General features: G+C 56.6%; 22 protein-coding genes. 14 read left to right on the top strand and 8 right to left on the bottom strand.

Features of this window, described 5'->3' with window-relative positions; translation table 11 throughout:
- Positions 1-102: 102 nt before the first annotated feature.
- Positions 103-582, top strand: coding sequence for a carboxymuconolactone decarboxylase family protein (locus ABFI50_RS11880; protein WP_014882392.1), 480 nt, complete (start codon positions 103-105; stop codon positions 580-582).
- Here ABFI50_RS11880 and ABFI50_RS11885 read toward each other — a convergent pair.
- Positions 569-1,471 carry a LysR family transcriptional regulator gene (locus ABFI50_RS11885; protein ID WP_023338980.1) on the bottom strand — a complete coding sequence of 301 codons (903 nt, stop codon included), beginning with the start codon at positions 1,469-1,471 and terminating at the stop codon, positions 569-571. The two genes, ABFI50_RS11880 and ABFI50_RS11885, sit on opposite strands and share 14 nt — an antisense overlap.
- A 100-nt stretch (positions 1,472-1,571) precedes the next feature.
- On the opposite strand from ABFI50_RS11885, the gene ABFI50_RS11890 reads away from it, so the two are divergent.
- The 7 genes from ABFI50_RS11890 (at position 1,572) to ABFI50_RS11920 (ending at position 7,268) form a co-directional block, all read left to right on the top strand.
- Positions 1,572-2,987, top strand: a complete 1,416-nt coding sequence (locus ABFI50_RS11890; RefSeq protein ID WP_050863191.1) for an aldehyde dehydrogenase family protein — start codon at positions 1,572-1,574, stop codon at positions 2,985-2,987.
- A gap of 153 nt (positions 2,988-3,140) precedes the next feature.
- Positions 3,141-3,464 (top strand): antibiotic biosynthesis monooxygenase, encoded by a 324-nt coding sequence (locus ABFI50_RS11895; protein WP_047343947.1) that lies wholly within the window; start codon positions 3,141-3,143, stop codon positions 3,462-3,464.
- Positions 3,457-3,852 carry an amino acid-binding protein gene (locus ABFI50_RS11900; RefSeq protein WP_045134364.1) on the top strand — a complete coding sequence of 132 codons (396 nt, stop codon included), beginning with the start codon at positions 3,457-3,459 and terminating at the stop codon, positions 3,850-3,852. The genes ABFI50_RS11895 and ABFI50_RS11900 overlap by 8 nt, the downstream gene beginning before the upstream one ends.
- The gene (locus ABFI50_RS11905) at positions 3,827-4,528 is read left to right on the top strand and encodes a winged helix-turn-helix domain-containing protein (RefSeq protein WP_047626632.1); all 702 of its coding nucleotides are present in this window, start codon (positions 3,827-3,829) and stop codon (positions 4,526-4,528) included. The genes ABFI50_RS11900 and ABFI50_RS11905 overlap by 26 nt, the downstream gene beginning before the upstream one ends.
- Positions 4,529-4,679: 151 nt before the next feature.
- Positions 4,680-5,150 carry a MarR family transcriptional regulator gene (locus tag ABFI50_RS11910; RefSeq protein ID WP_014882398.1) on the top strand — a complete coding sequence of 157 codons (471 nt, stop codon included), beginning with the start codon at positions 4,680-4,682 and terminating at the stop codon, positions 5,148-5,150.
- Entirely contained in the window at positions 5,147-6,214 is a 1,068-nt protein-coding gene (locus tag ABFI50_RS11915) for an HlyD family secretion protein (protein WP_100246798.1), read from the top strand. The genes ABFI50_RS11910 and ABFI50_RS11915 overlap by 4 nt, the downstream gene beginning before the upstream one ends.
- Positions 6,204-7,268: a DUF2955 domain-containing protein gene (locus ABFI50_RS11920; RefSeq protein ID WP_045281864.1), complete on the top strand. Its 1,065-nt coding sequence runs from the start codon at positions 6,204-6,206 to the stop codon at positions 7,266-7,268. The genes ABFI50_RS11915 and ABFI50_RS11920 overlap by 11 nt, the downstream gene beginning before the upstream one ends.
- On the opposite strand, the gene ABFI50_RS11925 is transcribed toward ABFI50_RS11920, so the two are convergent.
- Together ABFI50_RS11925 and ABFI50_RS11930 are read right to left on the bottom strand one after the other, a co-directional pair.
- On the bottom strand, positions 7,259-7,639 hold the full coding sequence (locus ABFI50_RS11925) for a tautomerase family protein (RefSeq protein ID WP_045281863.1): 381 nt from the start codon (positions 7,637-7,639) through the stop codon (positions 7,259-7,261). The two genes, ABFI50_RS11920 and ABFI50_RS11925, sit on opposite strands and share 10 nt — an antisense overlap.
- Entirely contained in the window at positions 7,639-7,947 is a 309-nt protein-coding gene (locus ABFI50_RS11930) for a carboxymuconolactone decarboxylase family protein (RefSeq protein WP_121527402.1), read from the bottom strand. The genes ABFI50_RS11925 and ABFI50_RS11930 overlap by 1 nt, the downstream gene beginning before the upstream one ends.
- Positions 7,948-8,042: 95 nt before the next feature.
- On the opposite strand from ABFI50_RS11930, the gene ABFI50_RS11935 reads away from it, so the two are divergent.
- Entirely contained in the window at positions 8,043-8,906 is an 864-nt protein-coding gene (locus ABFI50_RS11935; RefSeq protein ID WP_045281861.1) for a LysR substrate-binding domain-containing protein, read from the top strand.
- Here ABFI50_RS11935 and ABFI50_RS11940 read toward each other — a convergent pair.
- A complete protein-coding gene (locus tag ABFI50_RS11940; protein WP_347484114.1) occupies positions 8,896-10,164 on the bottom strand; it encodes a DUF445 domain-containing protein in 1,269 nt (422 codons plus the stop codon). The genes ABFI50_RS11935 and ABFI50_RS11940 overlap by 11 nt on opposite strands.
- A gap of 243 nt (positions 10,165-10,407) precedes the next feature.
- On the opposite strand from ABFI50_RS11940, the gene ABFI50_RS11945 reads away from it, so the two are divergent.
- From ABFI50_RS11945 to tssD, 3 genes are read left to right on the top strand one after another with little or no spacing between them, the layout of a single operon-like run.
- On the top strand, positions 10,408-10,770 hold the full coding sequence (locus tag ABFI50_RS11945; protein ID WP_232952335.1) for a tlde1 domain-containing protein: 363 nt from the start codon (positions 10,408-10,410) through the stop codon (positions 10,768-10,770).
- Positions 10,767-11,279 (top strand): hypothetical protein, encoded by a 513-nt coding sequence (locus ABFI50_RS11950; RefSeq protein WP_347484117.1) that lies wholly within the window; start codon positions 10,767-10,769, stop codon positions 11,277-11,279. The genes ABFI50_RS11945 and ABFI50_RS11950 overlap by 4 nt, the downstream gene beginning before the upstream one ends.
- A complete protein-coding gene (gene tssD, locus ABFI50_RS11955) occupies positions 11,280-11,771 on the top strand; it encodes a type VI secretion system tube protein TssD (RefSeq protein ID WP_196361386.1) in 492 nt (163 codons plus the stop codon).
- Between the two features lie 21 nt (positions 11,772-11,792).
- Here tssD and ABFI50_RS11960 read toward each other — a convergent pair whose 3' ends face one another.
- Entirely contained in the window at positions 11,793-12,419 is a 627-nt protein-coding gene (locus ABFI50_RS11960) for a LysE family translocator (protein WP_196361387.1), read from the bottom strand.
- Positions 12,420-12,457: 38 nt separating this feature from the next.
- A complete protein-coding gene (locus ABFI50_RS11965; protein ID WP_088126419.1) occupies positions 12,458-13,210 on the bottom strand; it encodes an AraC family transcriptional regulator in 753 nt (250 codons plus the stop codon).
- A 151-nt stretch (positions 13,211-13,361) separates the two neighbouring features.
- Between ABFI50_RS11965 and ABFI50_RS11970 the strand changes: the two genes are divergently transcribed.
- Positions 13,362-14,732, top strand: a complete 1,371-nt coding sequence (locus tag ABFI50_RS11970; protein WP_023331941.1) for an NAD-dependent succinate-semialdehyde dehydrogenase — start codon at positions 13,362-13,364, stop codon at positions 14,730-14,732.
- A 102-nt stretch (positions 14,733-14,834) separates the two neighbouring features.
- Here the strand turns inward: ABFI50_RS11970 and ABFI50_RS11975 are convergent, their stop codons facing one another.
- Positions 14,835-15,380: a YfaZ family outer membrane protein gene (locus ABFI50_RS11975; RefSeq protein ID WP_023331942.1), complete on the bottom strand. Its 546-nt coding sequence runs from the start codon at positions 15,378-15,380 to the stop codon at positions 14,835-14,837.
- Between the two features lie 410 nt (positions 15,381-15,790).
- On the opposite strand from ABFI50_RS11975, the gene ABFI50_RS11980 reads away from it, so the two are divergent.
- The gene (locus ABFI50_RS11980; RefSeq protein WP_014882406.1) at positions 15,791-17,149 is read left to right on the top strand and encodes an esterase-like activity of phytase family protein; all 1,359 of its coding nucleotides are present in this window, start codon (positions 15,791-15,793) and stop codon (positions 17,147-17,149) included.
- A gap of 57 nt (positions 17,150-17,206) precedes the next feature.
- On the opposite strand, the gene yjiA is transcribed toward ABFI50_RS11980, so the two are convergent.
- Positions 17,207-18,160: a GTPase gene (gene yjiA, locus ABFI50_RS11985; protein ID WP_347484124.1), complete on the bottom strand. Its 954-nt coding sequence runs from the start codon at positions 18,158-18,160 to the stop codon at positions 17,207-17,209.

The following is an 18,160-nucleotide window of genomic DNA, read 5'->3' on the forward strand; positions in this document are numbered from 1 at the left end:
TCCTACCTCATTTCACGCTTTTTGTGTCTTTTTACTATGTCATGAACGGCGTAGATTTGCCTCATCGCATCACCGATGCCGCACAAAAAAAGAGGAAAGACCATGAGCACTCGCGTCAACCACCATAAAGTTACACCTGCCCTCGCTAACGCACTGTCTGCCCTGAGCATGGAGGTGGCGAAAACCTCCATCGACCCGGCGCTGAAGCACCTGATCGACATTCGAGTGTCGCAGCTGAACGGCTGTACCTTCTGTCTGGATATGCATTCGAAAGAGGCCAAAATTGCCGGCGAACGCGAGCTGCGCCTGTACCATCTGGCAGCCTGGCGTGAATCCCCGCTGTTCAGCGCCCGCGAAAAAGCCGCGCTGGCCTTTACCGAAGCGCTGACGCAGATTGGCGTGCATGGCGTGAGCGATGCCCTGTACCGCAGCGTGGCGGAGCACTTCTCGGACGTTGAGATTTCAGAGCTGAACTTCGCCATCGTGGCGATTAACGCCTGGAACCGTCTGGGAATTACCTCCCGCATGGCGCCAGGCTCGCTGGATGCGGCTTACGGGTTGAATAAAGCTAACCTGGAATAATGCCGCGCTCGCGGATCATCGCTACCAGCGCCCGTAACCCTGGCGGGACGTGGCGATGACCAGGATAGTAAAGGCGCAGCCCGGCAAACGGCTGCGTCCAGTCGTTTAGCACGCTCACCAGTTCCCCGCTCTCAAGCTCTTCCTGGATATAGAGTTCCGGCAAAAATCCCACGCCTAACCCCGCTTTTACGGCGCGGATCGAGGCGAAAAGATCGGACGTCGCAAAGCGCGGCGGCACGGCAAGCGCGTACGTTTCCCCCCGACGGGCCAGCTCCCAGCGGTAGATCCCGCCGTGAGCCATACGCATGCCGATCCCCTGATGTTGCAGCAGATCGTCCGGCGTTTGCGGAATGCCGTGACGTGCGAAGTAATCTGGCGTGGCGGTGACGAGCTGGCGGATCTCCCCTGTCAGCGGTACGGCGATCATGTCCTGCGGGATGGACTCTTCGAGGCGGATCCCCGCGTCGTAACCCTCGGCGACGATGTCGATCATGCGTGCTTCACTGACGATCTCCACGCGCATTTTCGGGTAGCGGATCATAAAGTCGATCAGCAGTTGGTCGAGAAAAAGCGAGCCGATATGGTTCGGCACGTTCAGACGCAGCGTTCCGGCAGGTTCCCCGGTGTCGCTGTGGATCTCCTCACCCGCGAGGCGGATTTCCTGCAAGGCCGGCCCCACGCGCGCCACGTAGCGCTGCCCGGCGTCCGTAAGCGCCACGCTGCGGGTGGTGCGGTTAAAGAGGCGAGTCTCAAGGCGGCTCTCCAGGCCGGCAATGGCATTGCTCACCGCCGTCGCGGACATTCCGAGCTCCTGCGCCGCGCCGCGAAAACTGCCGCGCCGCACCACGGCCATCACCACTTCCAGCTCTGTCAGACCTGAACGATGCATAGATTATCCTGAAAATCGAAACAACCCTTGCAGCATAGCGTGGATTATCGCAACGGAGAAGCCGTGCCAGACTGTGCTCACACAGCCTGAGGAGGTTTATATGCACCAGATCGAACAGATTTTTATTAACGGCGAGTTTGTTACCCCGCACGGCACCGAATGGTTTGATTTGTATAACCCGGCGACGGCGCAGGTTATTGGTCAGGTTCGTCTGGCGGATGAGGTTGACGCCGGGCGCGCCATCGCGGCGGCGAAGGCAGCGTTTCCTGCGTGGTCAAAGACCACAAAGCCGGAACGCATCGCGGCGCTAAAACGCATGCACGCCGCCGTGGTCGCTCGCCACGACGATCTGCTGGAAGCGATCGTTGAAGAGTATGGTGCGCCCGCCTCGCGTTCCGCCTGGATGGCCCGCTATCCGGCGGAGGTGATTGCCCAGGCCATTGAGGCGCTGGAGGCGTTTGAGTTCGAGACAACCGCGGGGGCCGCGACGGTACAGATGACGCCCCTTGGCGTGGCCGGGCTGATCACGCCGTGGAACAGCGACGCGGGTTTTATCTGCGGCAAGCTGGCGGTCGCGCTGGCGGCAGGCTGTACGGCAGTGATTAAGCCGAGCGAAATGAGCGCCCTGCAAACCCGGATTGTCACCGAAGCGTTGCGCGATGCTGCTTTGCCGCCGGGCGTGTTTAACATTGTCACCGGGCGCGGTGACATCGTCGGGGACACCATCAGCCGCCATCCGGACGTGGCGAAAATCTCGTTTACCGGCTCGACGAATACCGGCAAGGCCATTCTGCGTAACGCGGCGGAAAGCTTTAAGCGCGTGACGCTGGAGCTGGGCGGTAAATCGCCGACGATCCTGCTGGATGATGTGGACTTAGCGCAGGCGATCCCGCTGGTGATTCAGGCCGGGTTTATGAACAGCGGGCAGGCGTGCGTGGCGGGAACGCGCATTCTGGTGCCGCAGTCGCGTAAAACGGAAATCGAAACCGCGCTGGCGCAGGCCGTGGCGGCGGTGAAATCCGGTGACCCGCGCGACAGTGCCACGGACGTCGGCCCGATGGTCAGCGAGAAGCAGTGGCTGCGGGTGCAGGGGTATATTCGTCAGGGGCTCGACGGGGGCGCACGGCTGCTGGCAGGAGGCGAAGGGCGGCCAGCGGGGAAGCAGGACGGCTGGTTTGTACGCCCGACGCTGTTTGCTGACGTGAATAATGACATGGTGATTGCCCGCGACGAGATTTTTGGCCCGGTGCTGTGCATCATTCCCTATCAGGACGAAGCGGAGGCTATCGCGATTGCCAATGATACCGAGTACGGCCTGAGCGCGATGGTGCTGGGTGAGGATGTGGACCGCGCCCGCCGCGTGGCGCAGCAGATTGTCTCCGGGCGCGTGCTGGTGAATACGCTTGCCCATGAGCCGAAAGCGCCGTTTGGCGGGTTTAAGCACTCCGGCGTGGGGCGCGAGATGGGTGAGTGGGGGATTCGGGCGTTTATGGAGCCGAGGTCGATCCTGGGCTAAAACCTGCCCGGTGGCGCTGCGCTTACCGGGCCTACAGGTGCTCGTAGGCCGGATAAGCGCAGCGCCATCCGGCAAAAACACTTCGTCAGTCGCCGAAGTATGAAGTTAATTTTCTCTGCATTCTCTCCTCACTATCACAACGGAGAGACACTTATGATCGCAGTCCTTTTCGAAGCCAAAGCGGAGCCTCATCATCAGGCCCGCTACCTGCAACTCGCCGCCGAACTCAAACCTTTGCTGGCCGACATTGATGGTTTTATTGATATCGAGCGCTTTCAGAGTTTGACCACCGACGGCAAAATCCTGTCCCTTTCCTGGTGGCGGGATGAAGAGGCCATCCGCAGCTGGAAGCAAAACGTCTTTCACCAGGCGGCGCAGGCCGAAGGGCGGGGATCCATTTTTGCGTACTATCGCATTCGCGTGGCACAGGTCGTGCGGGAATACAGTTCCGAAAACGGAGGGCATGCGAATGTATGACGTTCACGTGATTTTCAGCGACAGGCCCGGCGAGCTGGCGCGCTTTGGGCAACTGTTAGGCCGTCACGGCGTGGGGCTGGAGGGGGGCGGCGTATTTGGTACCGATGCCCATTTCCTGGTGGAGGACGGAGAAAAAGCCTGCCGCGTGCTGATGGAGGCCGGATTTACCGTTCAGGCGGTGCGCAAGCCGGTTATCAGAAAACTCAGGCAGGAGCGGCCAGGCGAGTTAGGTGACATCGCGGCGGTGCTGGCGGCACGCGGTGTGTCTATTCTTACCCAGTACAGCGACCATGCGAATCACCTTATTCTGCTGACGGATGATGATAAGCTGGCCGCAGAGATCACCGAACCCTGGGCGCCCCATGTTAAAAACGAACCAGCCTCCTGAGAACAGCGCGGCACTGGAACAGGCCATTGCGGCGGTGGCGGCGGCAATGGCCGATCCCTCGCGCGTGAAGATGCTCTGCGCGCTGATGGACGGGCGGGCGTGGACCGCTACCGAACTCAGCACTGCGGCAGATGTTGCGCCGTCGACCGCCAGCGGGCATCTCGCCCGGCTGGTGGAGGGAAAGTTGATTACGTGTTTATCGCAAGGGCGGCACCGCTATTATCGCCTTGCCGGGCACGACGTCGCGGCGCTGGTCGAGCAGATGATGGGGCTCTCCTGGAGCCGCATTACGCCGCCGGAAACGTCTGCGCCAAAAGCCCTGCGTGAAGCCCGCACCTGCTATAACCACCTTGCCGGAACGGTGGCGGTTCAGATCTATGATTTTATGCAGGCGGAAGGCTGGCTGGAGGATGACGGTTCCGCGCTCACCCTGTATGGCCGTGAGCAGTTTCTGAAACTCGGCATTCCATTAAATGCTCATCCCCGTCGCAAGGCCTGCTGCGCCTGCCTCGACTGGAGCGAGCGACGGTTTCATCTGGGGGGAGAAGCGGGTACGGCGCTGCTCACTTATCTGGAGAGTAAAGGCTGGATCCAGCGGGTGATGGGGTACAGGGAGGTGGTGGTGACGGCGTCGGGGAAAAGTGCCATTACCCGACATTTTAGCTTTAGCCGTTAAATTCCGCTGCGGGCTGATGCCCTCACCGCGGCCCTCTCCCACAGGGAGAGGGAGAACGTCGTTTTCGCAATTCCTGCGCTTTCGTCCCTCGTTTCTTGATACTTACCCTGATAACTATTATCTTGACTGCGTGTGACGAGAGGGACTCCCTATGAGTGAAGAAGAACTGTTTAGCCGCAGGCCGATGGGTATGCGGATGGCGATGATCGTGCGTCAGTGGCGTGCGGTGATCGACGATGCCATTCTCGATACCGGGTTAACCCAGTCGAGCTGGACGGTGATGATGCAGCTTTTTCAACTTGGGGATAACGTCTCAATGAGTGAGCTGGCGGAGGTGCAGGGCATTGAACTGCCGCCGCTGATGCGCACGCTCACACAGCTGGAAAAACAGGGTTACCTGCTGCGCACCACATCGCCTTATGACAAGCGCATCCGGCTTCTGACGCTGACGCCTGAGGGAAAAGCCATCTTAAAAAGGCTTACTCAGGTGATTGAGACCTATCAGGCGCGGGTATCGCAAAATATCGCGCCGGAACATATCGAGATCTTCAGCGCCACCCTGAATCAAATCGCCTGTAATTTGCGGACAATCCGCGAAGAAGACAACAAGACCGAAAAATAATGACCCCTGAACAAAAGTTTGCCCGCTGGGTAAGGGTGAGTATTGCCTCTTTCCTGCTGATGTTTATCTATTTTGTCGTCGCGGATATCTGGATCCCGCTGACGCCGGACTCCACCGTGATGCGCGTGGTGACGCCGGTTTCTCCGCGTGTCTCCGGCTATGTGGCGGCCGTGCATGTGCACAACAACAGCCAGGTGAAGCGGGGCGATCTGCTGTTTGAACTCGACGACACGCCGTTTCGCAATAAAGTGGAAGCGGCGCAAATCGCGCTGGAGCAGGCTCGTCTTTCCAACCAGCAGCTGGACGCGCAGATCGCCGCCGCGCAGGCCAGCCTGAAAACCGCCGTGCTGACCGCGCGTAACGATAAAGTGACCTTCGAACGTTATCAGAAGCTGAGCACGTTACAGAACGTCTCGCAGGCGGATCTGGATAAAGTCCGGACCACCTGGCAGAGCAGCGAGCAGTCCGTCAGCACGATTCAGGCTAATATCCGGAACCTGCGTATTCAGCGCGGCGAGCGGGATGAACACCGCAACGTCACGCTGCAAAAATACCGCAACGCGCTGGATGAGGCGGAGCTGAATCTCGGCTGGACGAAGGTGTATGCTCAGGCAGACGGCACGGTCAGTAACCTGCAGTTAAGCCCCGGTTTTTATGCCTCCTCAGGCGCAGCGGCGCTGGCGCTGGTGAACAACCAGACCGACATCGTGGCCGATTTCCGCGAGAAAAGCCTGCGCCATACCCATCAGGGCACCGATGCCGCGGTGGTGTTTGACGCCTTTCCGGGACGCGTCTTCCGCGCCCACGTGACCAGCAGCGACGCGGGGATCCTCGCGGGTCAGGAGGCGGTGAACGGCCAGCTCTCCGAGCCGGAAACCTCGAACCGCTGGGTGCGTGACGCCCAGCGCATGCGCATTCACGTCATGCTGGACGAGGCGCTGCCGAAGCCACTGCCGACCGGCGCGCGGGCGACTGTCCAGCTCTATAACAGTGAAGGGCCGTTTGCGCGCTTCTTCTCCGGGATGCAGATCCATCTGGTGAGCCTGCTGCATTATGTCTATTAATACGCTGGCGCGGGTGTTTACCCCGCACGGTAACATCGTCTACACGGCAAACGACTTTCGCCAGACTTTGCGCATCGTCTTTGCAGGGATGATTGCGCTGAGCATTTCCAGTTTCTACAACACCAGCTACGGCGTGTTTTTTGTGGTCTACCCGATCATGCTGCTCTCGCTGGTGCCGGTCTTCAACCGCCATGTGGCGAAGCAGTTTATCTTCAGTGCATCGCTGAACTGCGTTGAAATGGTGATTATCATCGGCTATCTGTCGCAATGGCCGGTCATCATGACGCTGGTGGTGTTTGCCCTGTACGTCATGCGTTTTCGCTTTATGAGCAAAGGGCCGCTGTTCCTGTTCGGGTCGATGGGCGTGGTGTGCCAGAGCGTGATGCTCAATTTTATGAGCTACCCCACCACCAACTGGCACACGCTGCTGTTTTCCAACATCGAAGCGAGCGTGATGGCGGTGTGCCTGAGCGCGCTGATGAACTATCTCCTGCCGGACGTGGAACCCCGCAAGCCGCCGCCATTGATTGAGAAAGACGATGCCCGCGTGCGCCATGAGTCGCTGCTCTCCGGCACCGTCGCGACGCTGATTTTCGTCGTTTTTCAAATCAGTGACTTAAGCGATTCCCTCTCGGCGCTGATGGCCGGGATTTTGATCCTGTTCCCGATGCACTATCGTGGCGCGGTGATGAGCTCCATCTGGCGCGTGGTCGGCGTGGTATTGGGCTGTCTTTATATCCTGGTTGTCCAGCTCATCCTCTACGACCACAGTAGCCATATGCTGCTCATGATGCCGCTGATTGGCCTTGGGCTGGCGTTTGGCGCACGTCTGCATGTGATGGAGAAAGTGGGCGCAGGCGTAGGATTTTCAAGTATTACCACCATCGGCATTATGTTCGGGCAGAACATGCACCCTGACAGCGACCTGGTGTTCAGCGATCTTTATCGCATCACCTCCGTCACGTTTTCGCTGGTGGCGACGCTGACGATGGTCTTTCTGGTGCATTTAATCCTGAATCGTTTTGCCGCCACACGCTACGTCATTCAGCGTTGATAGCCTTTGCCGCCGCTGAAGCTCCAGTCTTCAGCGGCCGTAAACTGAATAACGACCATCACGTCCCCGCCGTCAATCGCCATCTTCTGTTGCAATTCCGCAGCCAGCTGGCGGTACAGCGCCGCTTTCTGTTCTTCACTCCTCGGCTTACCGGCAACAATATTAAATAAAATCGCCCCCTCCGTTCTGCCCGTGCTGAGATAGTGCTGGTCTATGTACCGATCCCCGGCCGCGAAACATTCAAAAAAATGAAACCTGTCCTGCTCGGGAACGGCGAAGGTCTCCGTCAGCGTCTGGTGCAAAATGTCCGAGATCTGTGTTTTCTGCATCTCGCTATAGCGGACACCCGTCATGATACGAACAAACGGCATTATTGTGGCTCCTCTGCCAGGCAGGTCAGGGCGCTGACCGCGGCTGGCCACCCTGCGTAAAACGCCAGATGGGTGAACGACTCGGCGATCTCTTCGTCAGTGACGCCATTTTGCCGGGCGAAGTCGATATGCCAGGGGATCTGCGCGGTGCGCCCAAGTGCCGCCAGCGCCGCAAGGGTGATCAAGCTCCGCTCCCGCGGGGCCAGCTGAGGGCGTCGCCAGATATCGTCAAAAAGCACCTGCTGGCTAAGTTCCGCCAGTTTAGGGGAGACCTGCGTAAGGGTGTCGCGATTCAGTGTTGTGCTCATTTTGTTCTCCTGTTGTCTGGAAATCACTCTCTCAGGATGCCAACATAAAGAAAATCGCAATTTTTTTGATTTAATGTCCCGAAAATGAGGATGATATGGATAGACAACCTTCGGCATTAGACCTGGACGCGCTGCGCAGCTTTGTGGAGGGCTTTCAGTCATCCAGTTTTGCCGAGGCGGCGAACCGGCTGTGCCGATCTACCTCTGCGGTTAGCGCCCAGCTAAAAAAGCTGGAACAGCAGTGCGGTGTCGCGCTTACCGTGAAGAAAGGGCGTACGCTGGCATTGACCCTGGAGGGTGAGATTTTGCTGAGCTATGCCAGACGCATGCTGGCGATAAATGATGAAGCGCTCCGGGCGATTAAAGGAGAGCAGTTGCGGGGCGAAGTGCGGCTGGGCATGCAGGAGGATTTTGGCGAGTCCGTGATGCCGCAGGTACTCGGCAATTTTAACAGACAGCACCCTGAGCTCCGGCTGACCGCACGCATCGAACGTAACCAGGCGTTGCTGCGCGGCGTGGCGGCAAACGAACTCGATCTTGCGCTGGTCTGGCAGGAAGGGCGAGAGGGCGACTATTTGCGCAGCGAAACGCTTAAATGGATTTGTCGGTCCCGTGACGATATTGAGGGGTATTTGCACCGGGGTGAGCCGCTGCCGCTGGTGATGTTTGATGCGCCCTGCCAGTTGAGGAGCCGGGCCATCGCGGCGCTGGATTCGGCAGGTATTCCCTGGCGTATTGCCTTTACCAGCCATAGCCTGAGCGGACTCTGGGCGGGAGTCAGTGCGGGGCTCGGGGTGACGCTTCGCACGCGTATTGGCCTGCCCGAGACGTTACATGTCGTCAGCCACTTGCTGCCAGACGCAGGAGAGCTGGGGATTGTGCTGCATCAGAGAACCATCCCGGCTGATGCAGTCGTAAGCAGGATGCGTGAACTGATTTTCAGGACGCTCAATGGATAATCATCGGGATTTGCGAGAGTAAAAACAGGATCAGGCCAATCGTCCCGCCCACCAGCGTACCGTTGACGCGGATAAACTGCAGATCTTTGCCGATATTCAGCTCGATCTGGCGGGACATGTCTTTAGCATCCCAGCTTTTCACCGTGTCGCTGATGTGACGGGTCAGGAACGCGGCGAAATCCGGCGCGACGCGATGCGCGGCCTGCTCCAGATGCTCGTTCAGCGACGCCCGCAGGCTGGCATCGTTTGTCAGCGTTTCGCCAAACCACAGCCCGGCGTTGGCGATGCGCTGCTTCACGCGCGAGTCTTCACTTTGCATATCCGCCTTAAGCCACTGGCGCAGATCGGCCCACATTTCCCCCAGATAGCGGTTAAACGCCTCGTCATTTTTCAGGTAATGCTTGATGTTGTCGGCTTTCGCCGCCATTTCCGGATCGTTTTTCAGGTTGTCGATAAGCTTCAGCGTGGCCCGGTCGAACGCCTGACGGATCTGGTGCGTGCGGTCGTGGCTGATATCGTCCAGCAACGTGTTCACCGCATTCGATACCATCTCTGCACTCTGATCGCCCAGCCACTCGGTGGGCAATACCATCGCTTTGCGGGGATGCTCGGTCTTCAGCCAGTGGACGATCTGGTCAGAGATAAATTCCCGCGTGCTGTCGCGCTGAATCAAGGTAATCAGGCGGTTGATGATGGCATCGAGCAGCACCTGGTGGCGGTTGTTTTTGGTCATGCTCTCCAGCATCACGGCGCTGGTTTCGGTGAAATCGACCTTATCGATGGCCTTATGCACCGCGCGTTTGAGCATCCGCTGAATGCGCCCGTCGTCGGTCAACTCAAGGAACCCGCTCATCACCTGCATCAGATGCAGGCCGACGCGCTGGGCGTTGTCGGGCTTGCTGAACCAGGCACCGATCATGTGCGCGGGTTCATAGCGGCGGATTAACGCGACCAGGGACTGGGTATCCAGAAACTTCTCCTGCACAAACTGGCCAAGATTGTCGCCGATACGGTCTTTATTGCGCGGGATAATCGCCGTATGGCGCGCGATAAACGGAATGGGGACCCGGCGAAACAGCGCAACGACGGCGAACCAGTCCGCCAGTGCGCCGACCATCGCCGCCTCGGCAATCGCCTTTACCCCGCGCACCCAGAAAGTCTGCGGCAGGAACAGGGTGATGATAAACGCCGCGGCGGCAATCAGCAGCAGCGACAGCGCGAGAAGCTTAGCGCGTTTGAGTTCAGCTATTTTTTCCATGGGTTAAGGATAGAGGTAAGTTCACGCAAAATGCAAAGGTGGTGTAAGAGCAGGGCAAAACAGACCTGCGCACCGCACTATTTATTATCGAAAAAATATATGGGATAAATTTATTCATTATTATCTTTTCTAAATTTTTCGTGCTTATTCAGTCTTAGCGTTCAGTTTTGTGATGGCGGTTGTGACTTTAACTTTATCGGTGCTCATAAAATAAGTGATTATTTAGATAAAGGAGCACGTTTAATGACATGGGAATATAAAGTTACGACGGGAGTACTGAGTCATAATGGCGAGTTCGTCGCCAGTTGCTATAACGGTGCTGGTGAGTCGAAAGATAAGCCTGAATGTGAACAGCAACGAAATAAAGGTCCCATTCCACGAGGTGTTTACTTTATTGCCGGGTGGAACAATCACAAAAGCGCAGAGGCAATTATTCTTGAACCTATAGCGGGGACCAATACTTTTGGTCGAGATCATTTCCAAATTCATGGGGATAAAAAAGGTCAACCACCAGGTTCAGCATCGGCAGGTTGCATCATTATGAACGGGCAGGACAAACGGCATATGATTTATGATTCAGGTGACACAATACTGGTGGTACGATGATGAAATATATTATTGCGTTATTATTGTGCTTCCCGGGGGCCTTATTTGCCAAAAGTCACACTCCTGAGCAACTGTTGCAGATGATAAACGAAAAAGGGGCCAGGCATGTTGTAGCAGAATTGTATGCTAATGATAGCGGAGAGTCGGAATGGTGGAATCATGTCATTCCTGGGATTCGTAAAGGAAACCAGGAATGGTTAGCTGTCGCGAGTGCTCTTGAACCGGGCGTGGACGCCAGTTCGGCTGAAGATTTAAAAGCAGCGCTTTCTGAAGCCATCACGCTTAATCCCGCTGGCGTTTTGGCAATCTTAAAAGACAATAAACCGTTACTCACTGTTGAACAGGTCTGTGCTTTTGCCCATTATCCAGAAACAGAAGCAGAGAGTAATAAGCTATTTGTCGATTCAATCAGGGCGATGTTTAAGATTAAAAGTCCGCAGGGTAAAAGATGCCTCGCTGTTATGATCGCGACCGTTGAACACTCTGTTCCATTCGATAAGGATATTTAAATGGCCATCCCGGGGTATATGTCATTAACTGACGATGCGGGTAATAGCATAAAAGGCAGCGTGATAGTCAAAGACCGTGAAAGCCAGATTGAGGTTTTAGGACTCTATCATAATGTGAGCTATAACTCTGACCTGCATAATGGCAGAGTGTTGAGCAAACGCCAGCATCGCCCCTTTCTCATTGAAAAGGAAATTGATGGCTCCAGTGTGTTTCTTTATAAAGCACTTAGCACTGGCGGTACGCTCAGGAAAGCGACTATCGACCTGTACAGAATCAATGATGCCGGACAGGAAGAAATCTATTTCACGATAACGCTGGAAGCGGTGAAGGTCGTCACGGTGTTTTCATTGATGCATGATGTGAAAGATAGTTATCATGAAAAACAGGGGCACCTTGAACTCGTTTTGCTTCGTTATGAAAAGATTACCTGGCATTACCGTGACGGTAATGTTATTCATTCGGATGACTGGGATTATCGGTTAGGGGCATAGAAAACGGCTGGTAAAATTCTTTCATAGCCCCCGCCACAGCACCCACCCACCAAACCCCATTAGCACCACGCCCGCCGTGCGTTCAATCCACCAGAGCGTACGGCTGAGCTTCTGTTGCACCGCTCGCAACCCTATAAGCGATACCAGCGCCAGATCCCACACCAGCACCACCATCACCATCCAGACGCCGCAGGTTGCCTGCTGAAGCAGCGTGACGTCTGGCCCCAGTAACGCCGTCATCAGCGCCAGATAGAACAGCGCGTTCTTCGGATTAAGCAGTGCCGAGCCGAGCCCCAGCAGGATTTGCTTACGCAATGCGGGAAGCCGCTGATGAGTTTCATTCAGCGCCAGCGTCTGCGGTCGGCTGCGCACCAGGTGCGAGCCAATCCACAGCAGGTACAGCGCCCCGGACAGTTCGATTAGCGTAAACAGCCACGTAAACTGGCGCAGGGCGCTCCAGCCGACAATCACCAGAACAATATAGAGCGCATTACCCGCGGCGATGCCGAGGCACAGCCCGGCGCTGCCGCGCAGTCGGTAGCGCGCCGCGTAGCCCACAAGCAAGAAGAAATCCGGACCCGGGCTTAACAGCGCAACAAAATGCGCCAGCGCCAGGGCGAGAAAAGCGGAAGGGAAGAACAGTTCCATAGTGACCTCATAGCCGTAACTGAGATCACCTTACGGTGTTACGTATCCTGATTATTGTCTGATATTGATCGTCCTGTGGCGTACTGGCGCGGCGTAGCGGCGCTATAGCGAACGAAGGTCTTATGGAAATGGCTCTGATCGGCAAACCCACTCTGGTAGCTTACGTCGGCAATATCATCCCCGGCGCGCAGCCGTGCTTTGGCGTATTCCACGCGGGAGATATTAAGGAAGCTGGCTGGCGTCAGCCCGGTGTCCTGCCGGAAGGTACGAATCAGCGTCTCCTTGCGTAGCGAGAAGCGTTGAGCAAGTTCATCAAGCGAAGGCGGTGCAGCCAGATCGGCAAGAAGTGCCTGCTGAATATGCTGGCTGGTTGAACGCAGCGCATCAGGGTTATCCGCACGGTGGGGAAGGGCAGAAAGCAGCCTGTCCACGGATGCAGGCGACATTGTCTCAACAATATCAAGGAAGTGCTTGAAGAACGTAGCGTTACGGATCACCTGGAGCGCCAGAAGACGATCGGTGTCGATATAGAGCATATGGTAGCTGCGCGCTTGCCCGGCGATGGGGTTGCAGCTGTGCGGCGCATAAGCCGGGATCACAATCAGATCCCCGGGATGAAGGATGTACTCCCTGTCATGGCACACGCAGCAGGTCTGGCCTTCCACAATCGCGCCAAGAGAGAGTTGAGGATGACAATGACGTTTGTAGGCTTGCGTGCTCTGCCATGTGCTGCGGAGCTCAAGGCCTGAGGCGCGGTGAAAAGTCTGGAGGATGTGTCGGGTATCGGTCATGGGAACTCCTTCTGGACGTTTTTTATACCACGTCAGGGAACCGTCTGGCAGCGCTTCATTAGGAACCGTCCGGATATACCCAACTTTACGTCCAGAGCCAGTCATGTTGACTACCCTTAATACCCTAAGCGGTAAAACATGGAGATTCGATATGGCTTATCAGACAGTAAATCCTGCCACTAACCAGCTCATCAAAGAATACCCCTCACATACCGACGCGGATATTGAAGCGGCCCTGAAGGCGGCTGATGCGCTTTACCATTCTGACTGGGCGAAAGGCGACATCAACCAGCGTCTCCCGGTGTTGCATAAGCTTGCCGACCTGATCGACGAGCGCGTGGACGATCTGGCGAAAATTGCCAGTCAGGAGATGGGTAAGCTCATTGAGCAGAGCCGCGGCGAGGTGAAGCTGTGTGCACAAATCGCCCGCTACTACGCCGACAACGCGAAGCAGTTCCTGGCGCCGGTGAAGTATCCCTCTGAACTTGGGGAAGCGTGGGTGGAGCATCACCCCATCGGCGTACTGATGGCCGTTGAGCCGTGGAACTTCCCGTACTACCAGCTGATGCGCGTTCTGGCGCCGAACCTGGCGGCGGGGAACCCGGTCATCGCCAAACACGCCAGCATTGTACCGCACTGCGCTGAGACCTTTGCCCATCTGGTACGCGAGGCGGGTGCGCCGGAAGGGGCGTGGACCAACCTGTTTATCTCGTCCGATCAGGTGGCGAACATCATCGCTGACGATCGCGTCCAGGGTGCCGCGCTGACCGGTTCCGAAAAAGCCGGTAGCGTCGTGGCCGCACAGGCGGCGAAGCACATCAAGAAATCCACGCTGGAATTGGGCGGTAACGACGTCTTCGTGGTACTGGATGACGCCGACCTCGAAAAAGCGGTGAAGACGGGGGTCAGTGCGCGCCTCAACAACGCCGGGCAGGTCTGTACCGCGGCGAAGCGCTTTATCCTGCATGAAAAGATTGCGGATGCCTTCCTGACTAAATTCACCGAGGCGTTTAAGCAGGTGAAAATCGGCGATCCGCTGGACGAAAGCACCACGCTGGGACCGCTGTCGTCTAAAGATGCGCTGGAAACGCTGACCAAACAGGTTAACGAGGCGGTGAAAAACGGTGCGACGCTGCACTATGGCGGTAAACCTGTTCAGCGTGACGGCAGCTTCTTCGAGCCGACGATTCTGACGAATATCTCTCGCGACAACCCGGCGTATTTCGAGGAGTTCTTCGGTCCGGTGGCCCAGATGTATGTGGTGAAAAACGACGACGAGGCCGTCGCCCTGGCGAACGATTCACACTATGGCCTGGGTGGGGCGGTATTCAGTCAGGATATCGAGCGCGCGAAGAAAATGGCGTCGCGGATTGAGACCGGGATGGTGTACATCAACTGGCTCACCGATACCGCGCCAGAGCTGCCGTTCGGCGGCGTGAAGCGCTCCGGTTATGGACGCGAGCTGTCGGATCTGGGGATCAAAGAGTTTGTGAACCAGAAGCTGGTGGTGGTGCGTAAGTAACGTCATCGCCTTTCTTGCCGGGTGGCGCTGCGCTTACCCGGCCTACAAAACCCGTAGGCCCGTGCAAGCGTAGCGCCGCCGGGCGAAACGCGCAATACAGCCTTAGAAGGACACACCACCGCCCACGTATGCGCCGTCAATCAGCGTGTGGCCAGGGCGACCGTCTTTGCCATCAACGCTCACGTGGCGGTAACCCACTTTCAGGGTCAGCGGCGTGACAGGCGTCCAGCTTACGCCCCCGTTGGCTTCCACATAGTTTTTCACGCTGTTGTTCAGGCCTTCAGGCGCAACGTAACCTTCGCCATAGACATGGATGCTGTCAGTCAGCGCAACGTTTACGCCGCCACCAATCGGGAACGCCACGCCGTTATCGCCTTTTTTCGGGCCGATGTAGATCGCCTTCGCGCCTGCGTTCAGCATGACCGGGCCCACTTCCAGGTTGTAGCCTGCGCCCACGCCACCGGTCTGGGTACCGTCATCGGTGTTTTTGAGCCAGTTGCTTTCGGCGTACAGGCCGGATGAGGATTTGCCCATTTCCAGATTGAGGTTAGTAAAGTTTTTACCCTGCTCAACGCTACCGCCCATGGCCAGTGCGGAACCAGAGAGGGCTGTCAGTGCAGAAAGAAGAAGGATATTCAGTTTTTTCATGTTTCATGCCTCATCATCAAATTAATCTGGAGGCACCATAACAAGCGATGTTTATGACTGCAAATGTGATGCAAGTCGCTGTTTTATGCTGGTTTTGTTAAATTTTATTTATTTAATGTTGCGTTTTTGTTTGATTGAACGGGAGTCAACGCGTGATTTTCAGGCGTTTAGAAACCGTTTAGTTTTTTGACTAAACATAAACTGAACGAGGGCGGGATAGTGACTGGAGGTGTAATAATGGAGGCTCCAGAAATTTCCAAAAATATTTCAAAAATCACATAAAACAACAAAGATTTACACTTATGGTGGTGAAAACACGTCCTCTCGCGCAGGCGCCTTTCCCTGCGATGTCATTTTTCTGACACGTTTGTTCATTACGTTGTTGGCTTCTCTTACTGGATGCTAACAATATGAAAAGAAAAATCATTCCTGTGCTGGTTGGTTGTGCGCTCTCTTTCTCTGGCCTGGCGGCACAGCCCACGGCTGAACGCTATGTCGTCAGCTTTCCTGAAGGCTCACACGTCAACTACAGCGGCGCGTTCGCCAGCGCATTTCCGAACGGACTCCCGGTGGGCATTGGCTCTGGCCTGCTGTTTACGGGTAAGCAGGGCGATGCTCTGACCTTTGCAACCGTGACCGATCGCGGTCCAAACGCCGATGCGCCAAAAATGGGTAAAAATGAAGCCAAAATTTTTGTCACGCCGGATTTCGCGCCGCTGCTGATGACCATCCGCGTGCAGAACGGTAAAGCAGAAGCGACGGATGCCCGCCCGCTGCATGACGATAAAGGCGAGATTAACGGTCTGCCGCTGCAAAGCGGCGTGATTGGATCCACCAATGAGGTGGCGTTTAGCGACACCCTCAAGACGCTGAAGGGTGACAACCGCGGGCTGGATACGGAAGGCATCACGCCGGACGGCAAAGGCGGCTACTGGCTGTGCGACGAGTATGGCCCGTTTCTGATTAACGTCGACAGTAAAGGGAAAATCCTGGCGATCCACGGCCCGCAGGCGGCGGAAGGGGAAAAGTCGATCGCGGGCGGTCTGCCAAACGTTATCAAATGGCGTCAACCGAACCGGGGCTTTGAAGGCCTGACCCGTATGCCGGACGGGCGCATTATCGCCGCGGTACAAAGTACGCTGGATATCGACGGTAAAAGCAAAAAGCAGGCGCTGTTTACGCGTCTCGTGAGCTTCGACCCGGCGACCGGCAAAACAGCGATGTACGGCTACCCTATCGACAGCGCGGCCTACAGCAAAAACAGTGATGCCAAAATCGGCGACATCGTGGCGCTTGATGACCAGCATATCCTGCTGATTGAGCAGGGAAGCGATAAAAATGACGGGATGCGTAACCTTATCTACAAGGTGGACCTCAGCAAAGCGAGCGACCTGAGCGCCTTTGACAAGCCGGGCGAGTACCCGGAGTTTGATGATGAGAAAACCCTGAAGCAGCGCGGCATTACCCTTGCGGCAAAAACGCAGGTCGTTGATTTGCGCGCGCTGGGCTGGCAGCAGGAGAAAGCTGAAGGGCTGGCGCTGATCGACAGCAAACGGCTTGCCGTGGCGAACGATAATGACTTTGGCGTGAAGGTGGCGATGCAAAATCCGGTCGAGGGCAAGAAGCTCAAGGATTATCGGGTGAACGCGGAAGGCAAGCTGACGCTGGATGATAAACCGGTTGAAACCACGCTTAGCGTGAAGCCGCTGAAGAAGCCTGAGTCGGATAGTGAGCTGTGGATTGTGACGCTGCCGGAGGCGTTGAAATAAGTTTAGGCACCCCTCAACCTTCCCCTCTCCCCACGGGGGAGAGGGGAAGCAGGGCGGTTATTTTTTCAGATCTGCAAACGCCGCGCGAATCTCTTCCTCCGGCAGCTGTATGCCAATAAATACCATTACGCTACGCGGCGCTTCATCGCCCCACGGGCGATCCCAGTCGGCGCTGTATAAGCGCTGCACGCCCTGGAACAGCAGGCGGTTCGGTTCGCCGTCGATCCACAGCATCCCTTTGTAGCGCAGCAGTTTGTCGGCAAATGACAGCAGGAGGTTCTCCATCACGCGGGAGACCTCGCTGATATCCACCGGGTAATCCAGCTCCACCACAATCGACGTCACGTCGTTTTGCTTGTCTCCCATAAAGTGGAAACGCGGTTTCGTGGTGACGTTCTCTTCCAGCATAAAGCCGTTGGTGTTGAACAGCTGTGAGAGGTCGATATCGCCGTGCGTCACGGTGTAAATCGGCGCGCGGGAGTTAATGCGGGTCAGACGTTCACGCAGTTTCTCGCTGTCACCCGCCACGTCGGTTTTGGTCAGCAGGATGCGGTCGGCGTAGCCCACCTGAGACTGGGCGATGGTGAACTGGTTCATCTGATCGTTGGCGTGAACCGCATCGACCAGGGCGATGACGCCGTCCAGCAGGTAGCGCTGGCAAAGAATGTCATGGGAGAAAAAGGTCTGAATAATCGGGCCGGGGTCGGCCATGCCGGTGCATTCAATCACCAGGCGGTCGAAGTCGATTTCACCGCGATCGCGGCTGTCGAGCAGATCCAGCAGGGCGTCTTCCAGCTCGTTTGAGCGGGTACAGCAGATGCAGCCGTTGGTCAGGGTTTTGATCTGCGTGGCGCGATCGCCAATCAATTGATCGTCCACGGAGACTTCGCCGAATTCGTTTTCGATGACGGCGATCCTGAAGCCGTGCTGCTCTTTCAGGATGTGGCGCAGCAGGGTGGTTTTACCGGCGCCGAGGAAACCGGTCAGCAGGGTGACGGCAATCGGGGTCAT

Origin of the sequence: Enterobacter sp. HNDS-6, from assembly GCF_039850505.1 — a bacterium.
GTDB classification, from domain to species: Bacteria; Pseudomonadota; Gammaproteobacteria; order Enterobacterales; family Enterobacteriaceae; genus Enterobacter; species Enterobacter kobei.

What these genes read in the sequence shown, in the direction of transcription:
- ABFI50_RS11940 (WP_347484114.1), bottom strand. Translation starts at nt 10,164, where the DNA reads ATGGAAAAAATAGCTGAACTCAAACGCGCTAAGCTTCTCGCGCTGTCG.
- ABFI50_RS11895 (WP_047343947.1), top strand. Translation starts at nt 3,141, where the DNA reads ATGATCGCAGTCCTTTTCGAAGCCAAAGCGGAGCCTCATCATCAGGCC.
- yjiA (WP_347484124.1), bottom strand. Translation starts at nt 18,160, where the DNA reads ATGACCCCGATTGCCGTCACCCTGCTGACCGGTTTCCTCGGCGCCGGT.
- ABFI50_RS11920 (WP_045281864.1), top strand. Translation starts at nt 6,204, where the DNA reads ATGTCTATTAATACGCTGGCGCGGGTGTTTACCCCGCACGGTAACATC.
- ABFI50_RS11880 (WP_014882392.1), top strand. Translation starts at nt 103, where the DNA reads ATGAGCACTCGCGTCAACCACCATAAAGTTACACCTGCCCTCGCTAAC.
- tssD (WP_196361386.1), top strand. Translation starts at nt 11,280, where the DNA reads ATGGCCATCCCGGGGTATATGTCATTAACTGACGATGCGGGTAATAGC.
- ABFI50_RS11965 (WP_088126419.1), bottom strand. Translation starts at nt 13,210, where the DNA reads ATGACCGATACCCGACACATCCTCCAGACTTTTCACCGCGCCTCAGGC.
- ABFI50_RS11980 (WP_014882406.1), top strand. Translation starts at nt 15,791, where the DNA reads ATGAAAAGAAAAATCATTCCTGTGCTGGTTGGTTGTGCGCTCTCTTTC.
- ABFI50_RS11930 (WP_121527402.1), bottom strand. Translation starts at nt 7,947, where the DNA reads ATGAGCACAACACTGAATCGCGACACCCTTACGCAGGTCTCCCCTAAA.
- ABFI50_RS11935 (WP_045281861.1), top strand. Translation starts at nt 8,043, where the DNA reads ATGGATAGACAACCTTCGGCATTAGACCTGGACGCGCTGCGCAGCTTT.
- ABFI50_RS11945 (WP_232952335.1), top strand. Translation starts at nt 10,408, where the DNA reads ATGACATGGGAATATAAAGTTACGACGGGAGTACTGAGTCATAATGGC.
- ABFI50_RS11885 (WP_023338980.1), bottom strand. Translation starts at nt 1,471, where the DNA reads ATGCATCGTTCAGGTCTGACAGAGCTGGAAGTGGTGATGGCCGTGGTG.
- ABFI50_RS11905 (WP_047626632.1), top strand. Translation starts at nt 3,827, where the DNA reads ATGTTAAAAACGAACCAGCCTCCTGAGAACAGCGCGGCACTGGAACAG.
- ABFI50_RS11950 (WP_347484117.1), top strand. Translation starts at nt 10,767, where the DNA reads ATGATGAAATATATTATTGCGTTATTATTGTGCTTCCCGGGGGCCTTA.
- ABFI50_RS11890 (WP_050863191.1), top strand. Translation starts at nt 1,572, where the DNA reads ATGCACCAGATCGAACAGATTTTTATTAACGGCGAGTTTGTTACCCCG.
- ABFI50_RS11970 (WP_023331941.1), top strand. Translation starts at nt 13,362, where the DNA reads ATGGCTTATCAGACAGTAAATCCTGCCACTAACCAGCTCATCAAAGAA.
- ABFI50_RS11900 (WP_045134364.1), top strand. Translation starts at nt 3,457, where the DNA reads ATGTATGACGTTCACGTGATTTTCAGCGACAGGCCCGGCGAGCTGGCG.
- ABFI50_RS11925 (WP_045281863.1), bottom strand. Translation starts at nt 7,639, where the DNA reads ATGCCGTTTGTTCGTATCATGACGGGTGTCCGCTATAGCGAGATGCAG.
- ABFI50_RS11975 (WP_023331942.1), bottom strand. Translation starts at nt 15,380, where the DNA reads ATGAAAAAACTGAATATCCTTCTTCTTTCTGCACTGACAGCCCTCTCT.
- ABFI50_RS11960 (WP_196361387.1), bottom strand. Translation starts at nt 12,419, where the DNA reads ATGGAACTGTTCTTCCCTTCCGCTTTTCTCGCCCTGGCGCTGGCGCAT.
- ABFI50_RS11910 (WP_014882398.1), top strand. Translation starts at nt 4,680, where the DNA reads ATGAGTGAAGAAGAACTGTTTAGCCGCAGGCCGATGGGTATGCGGATG.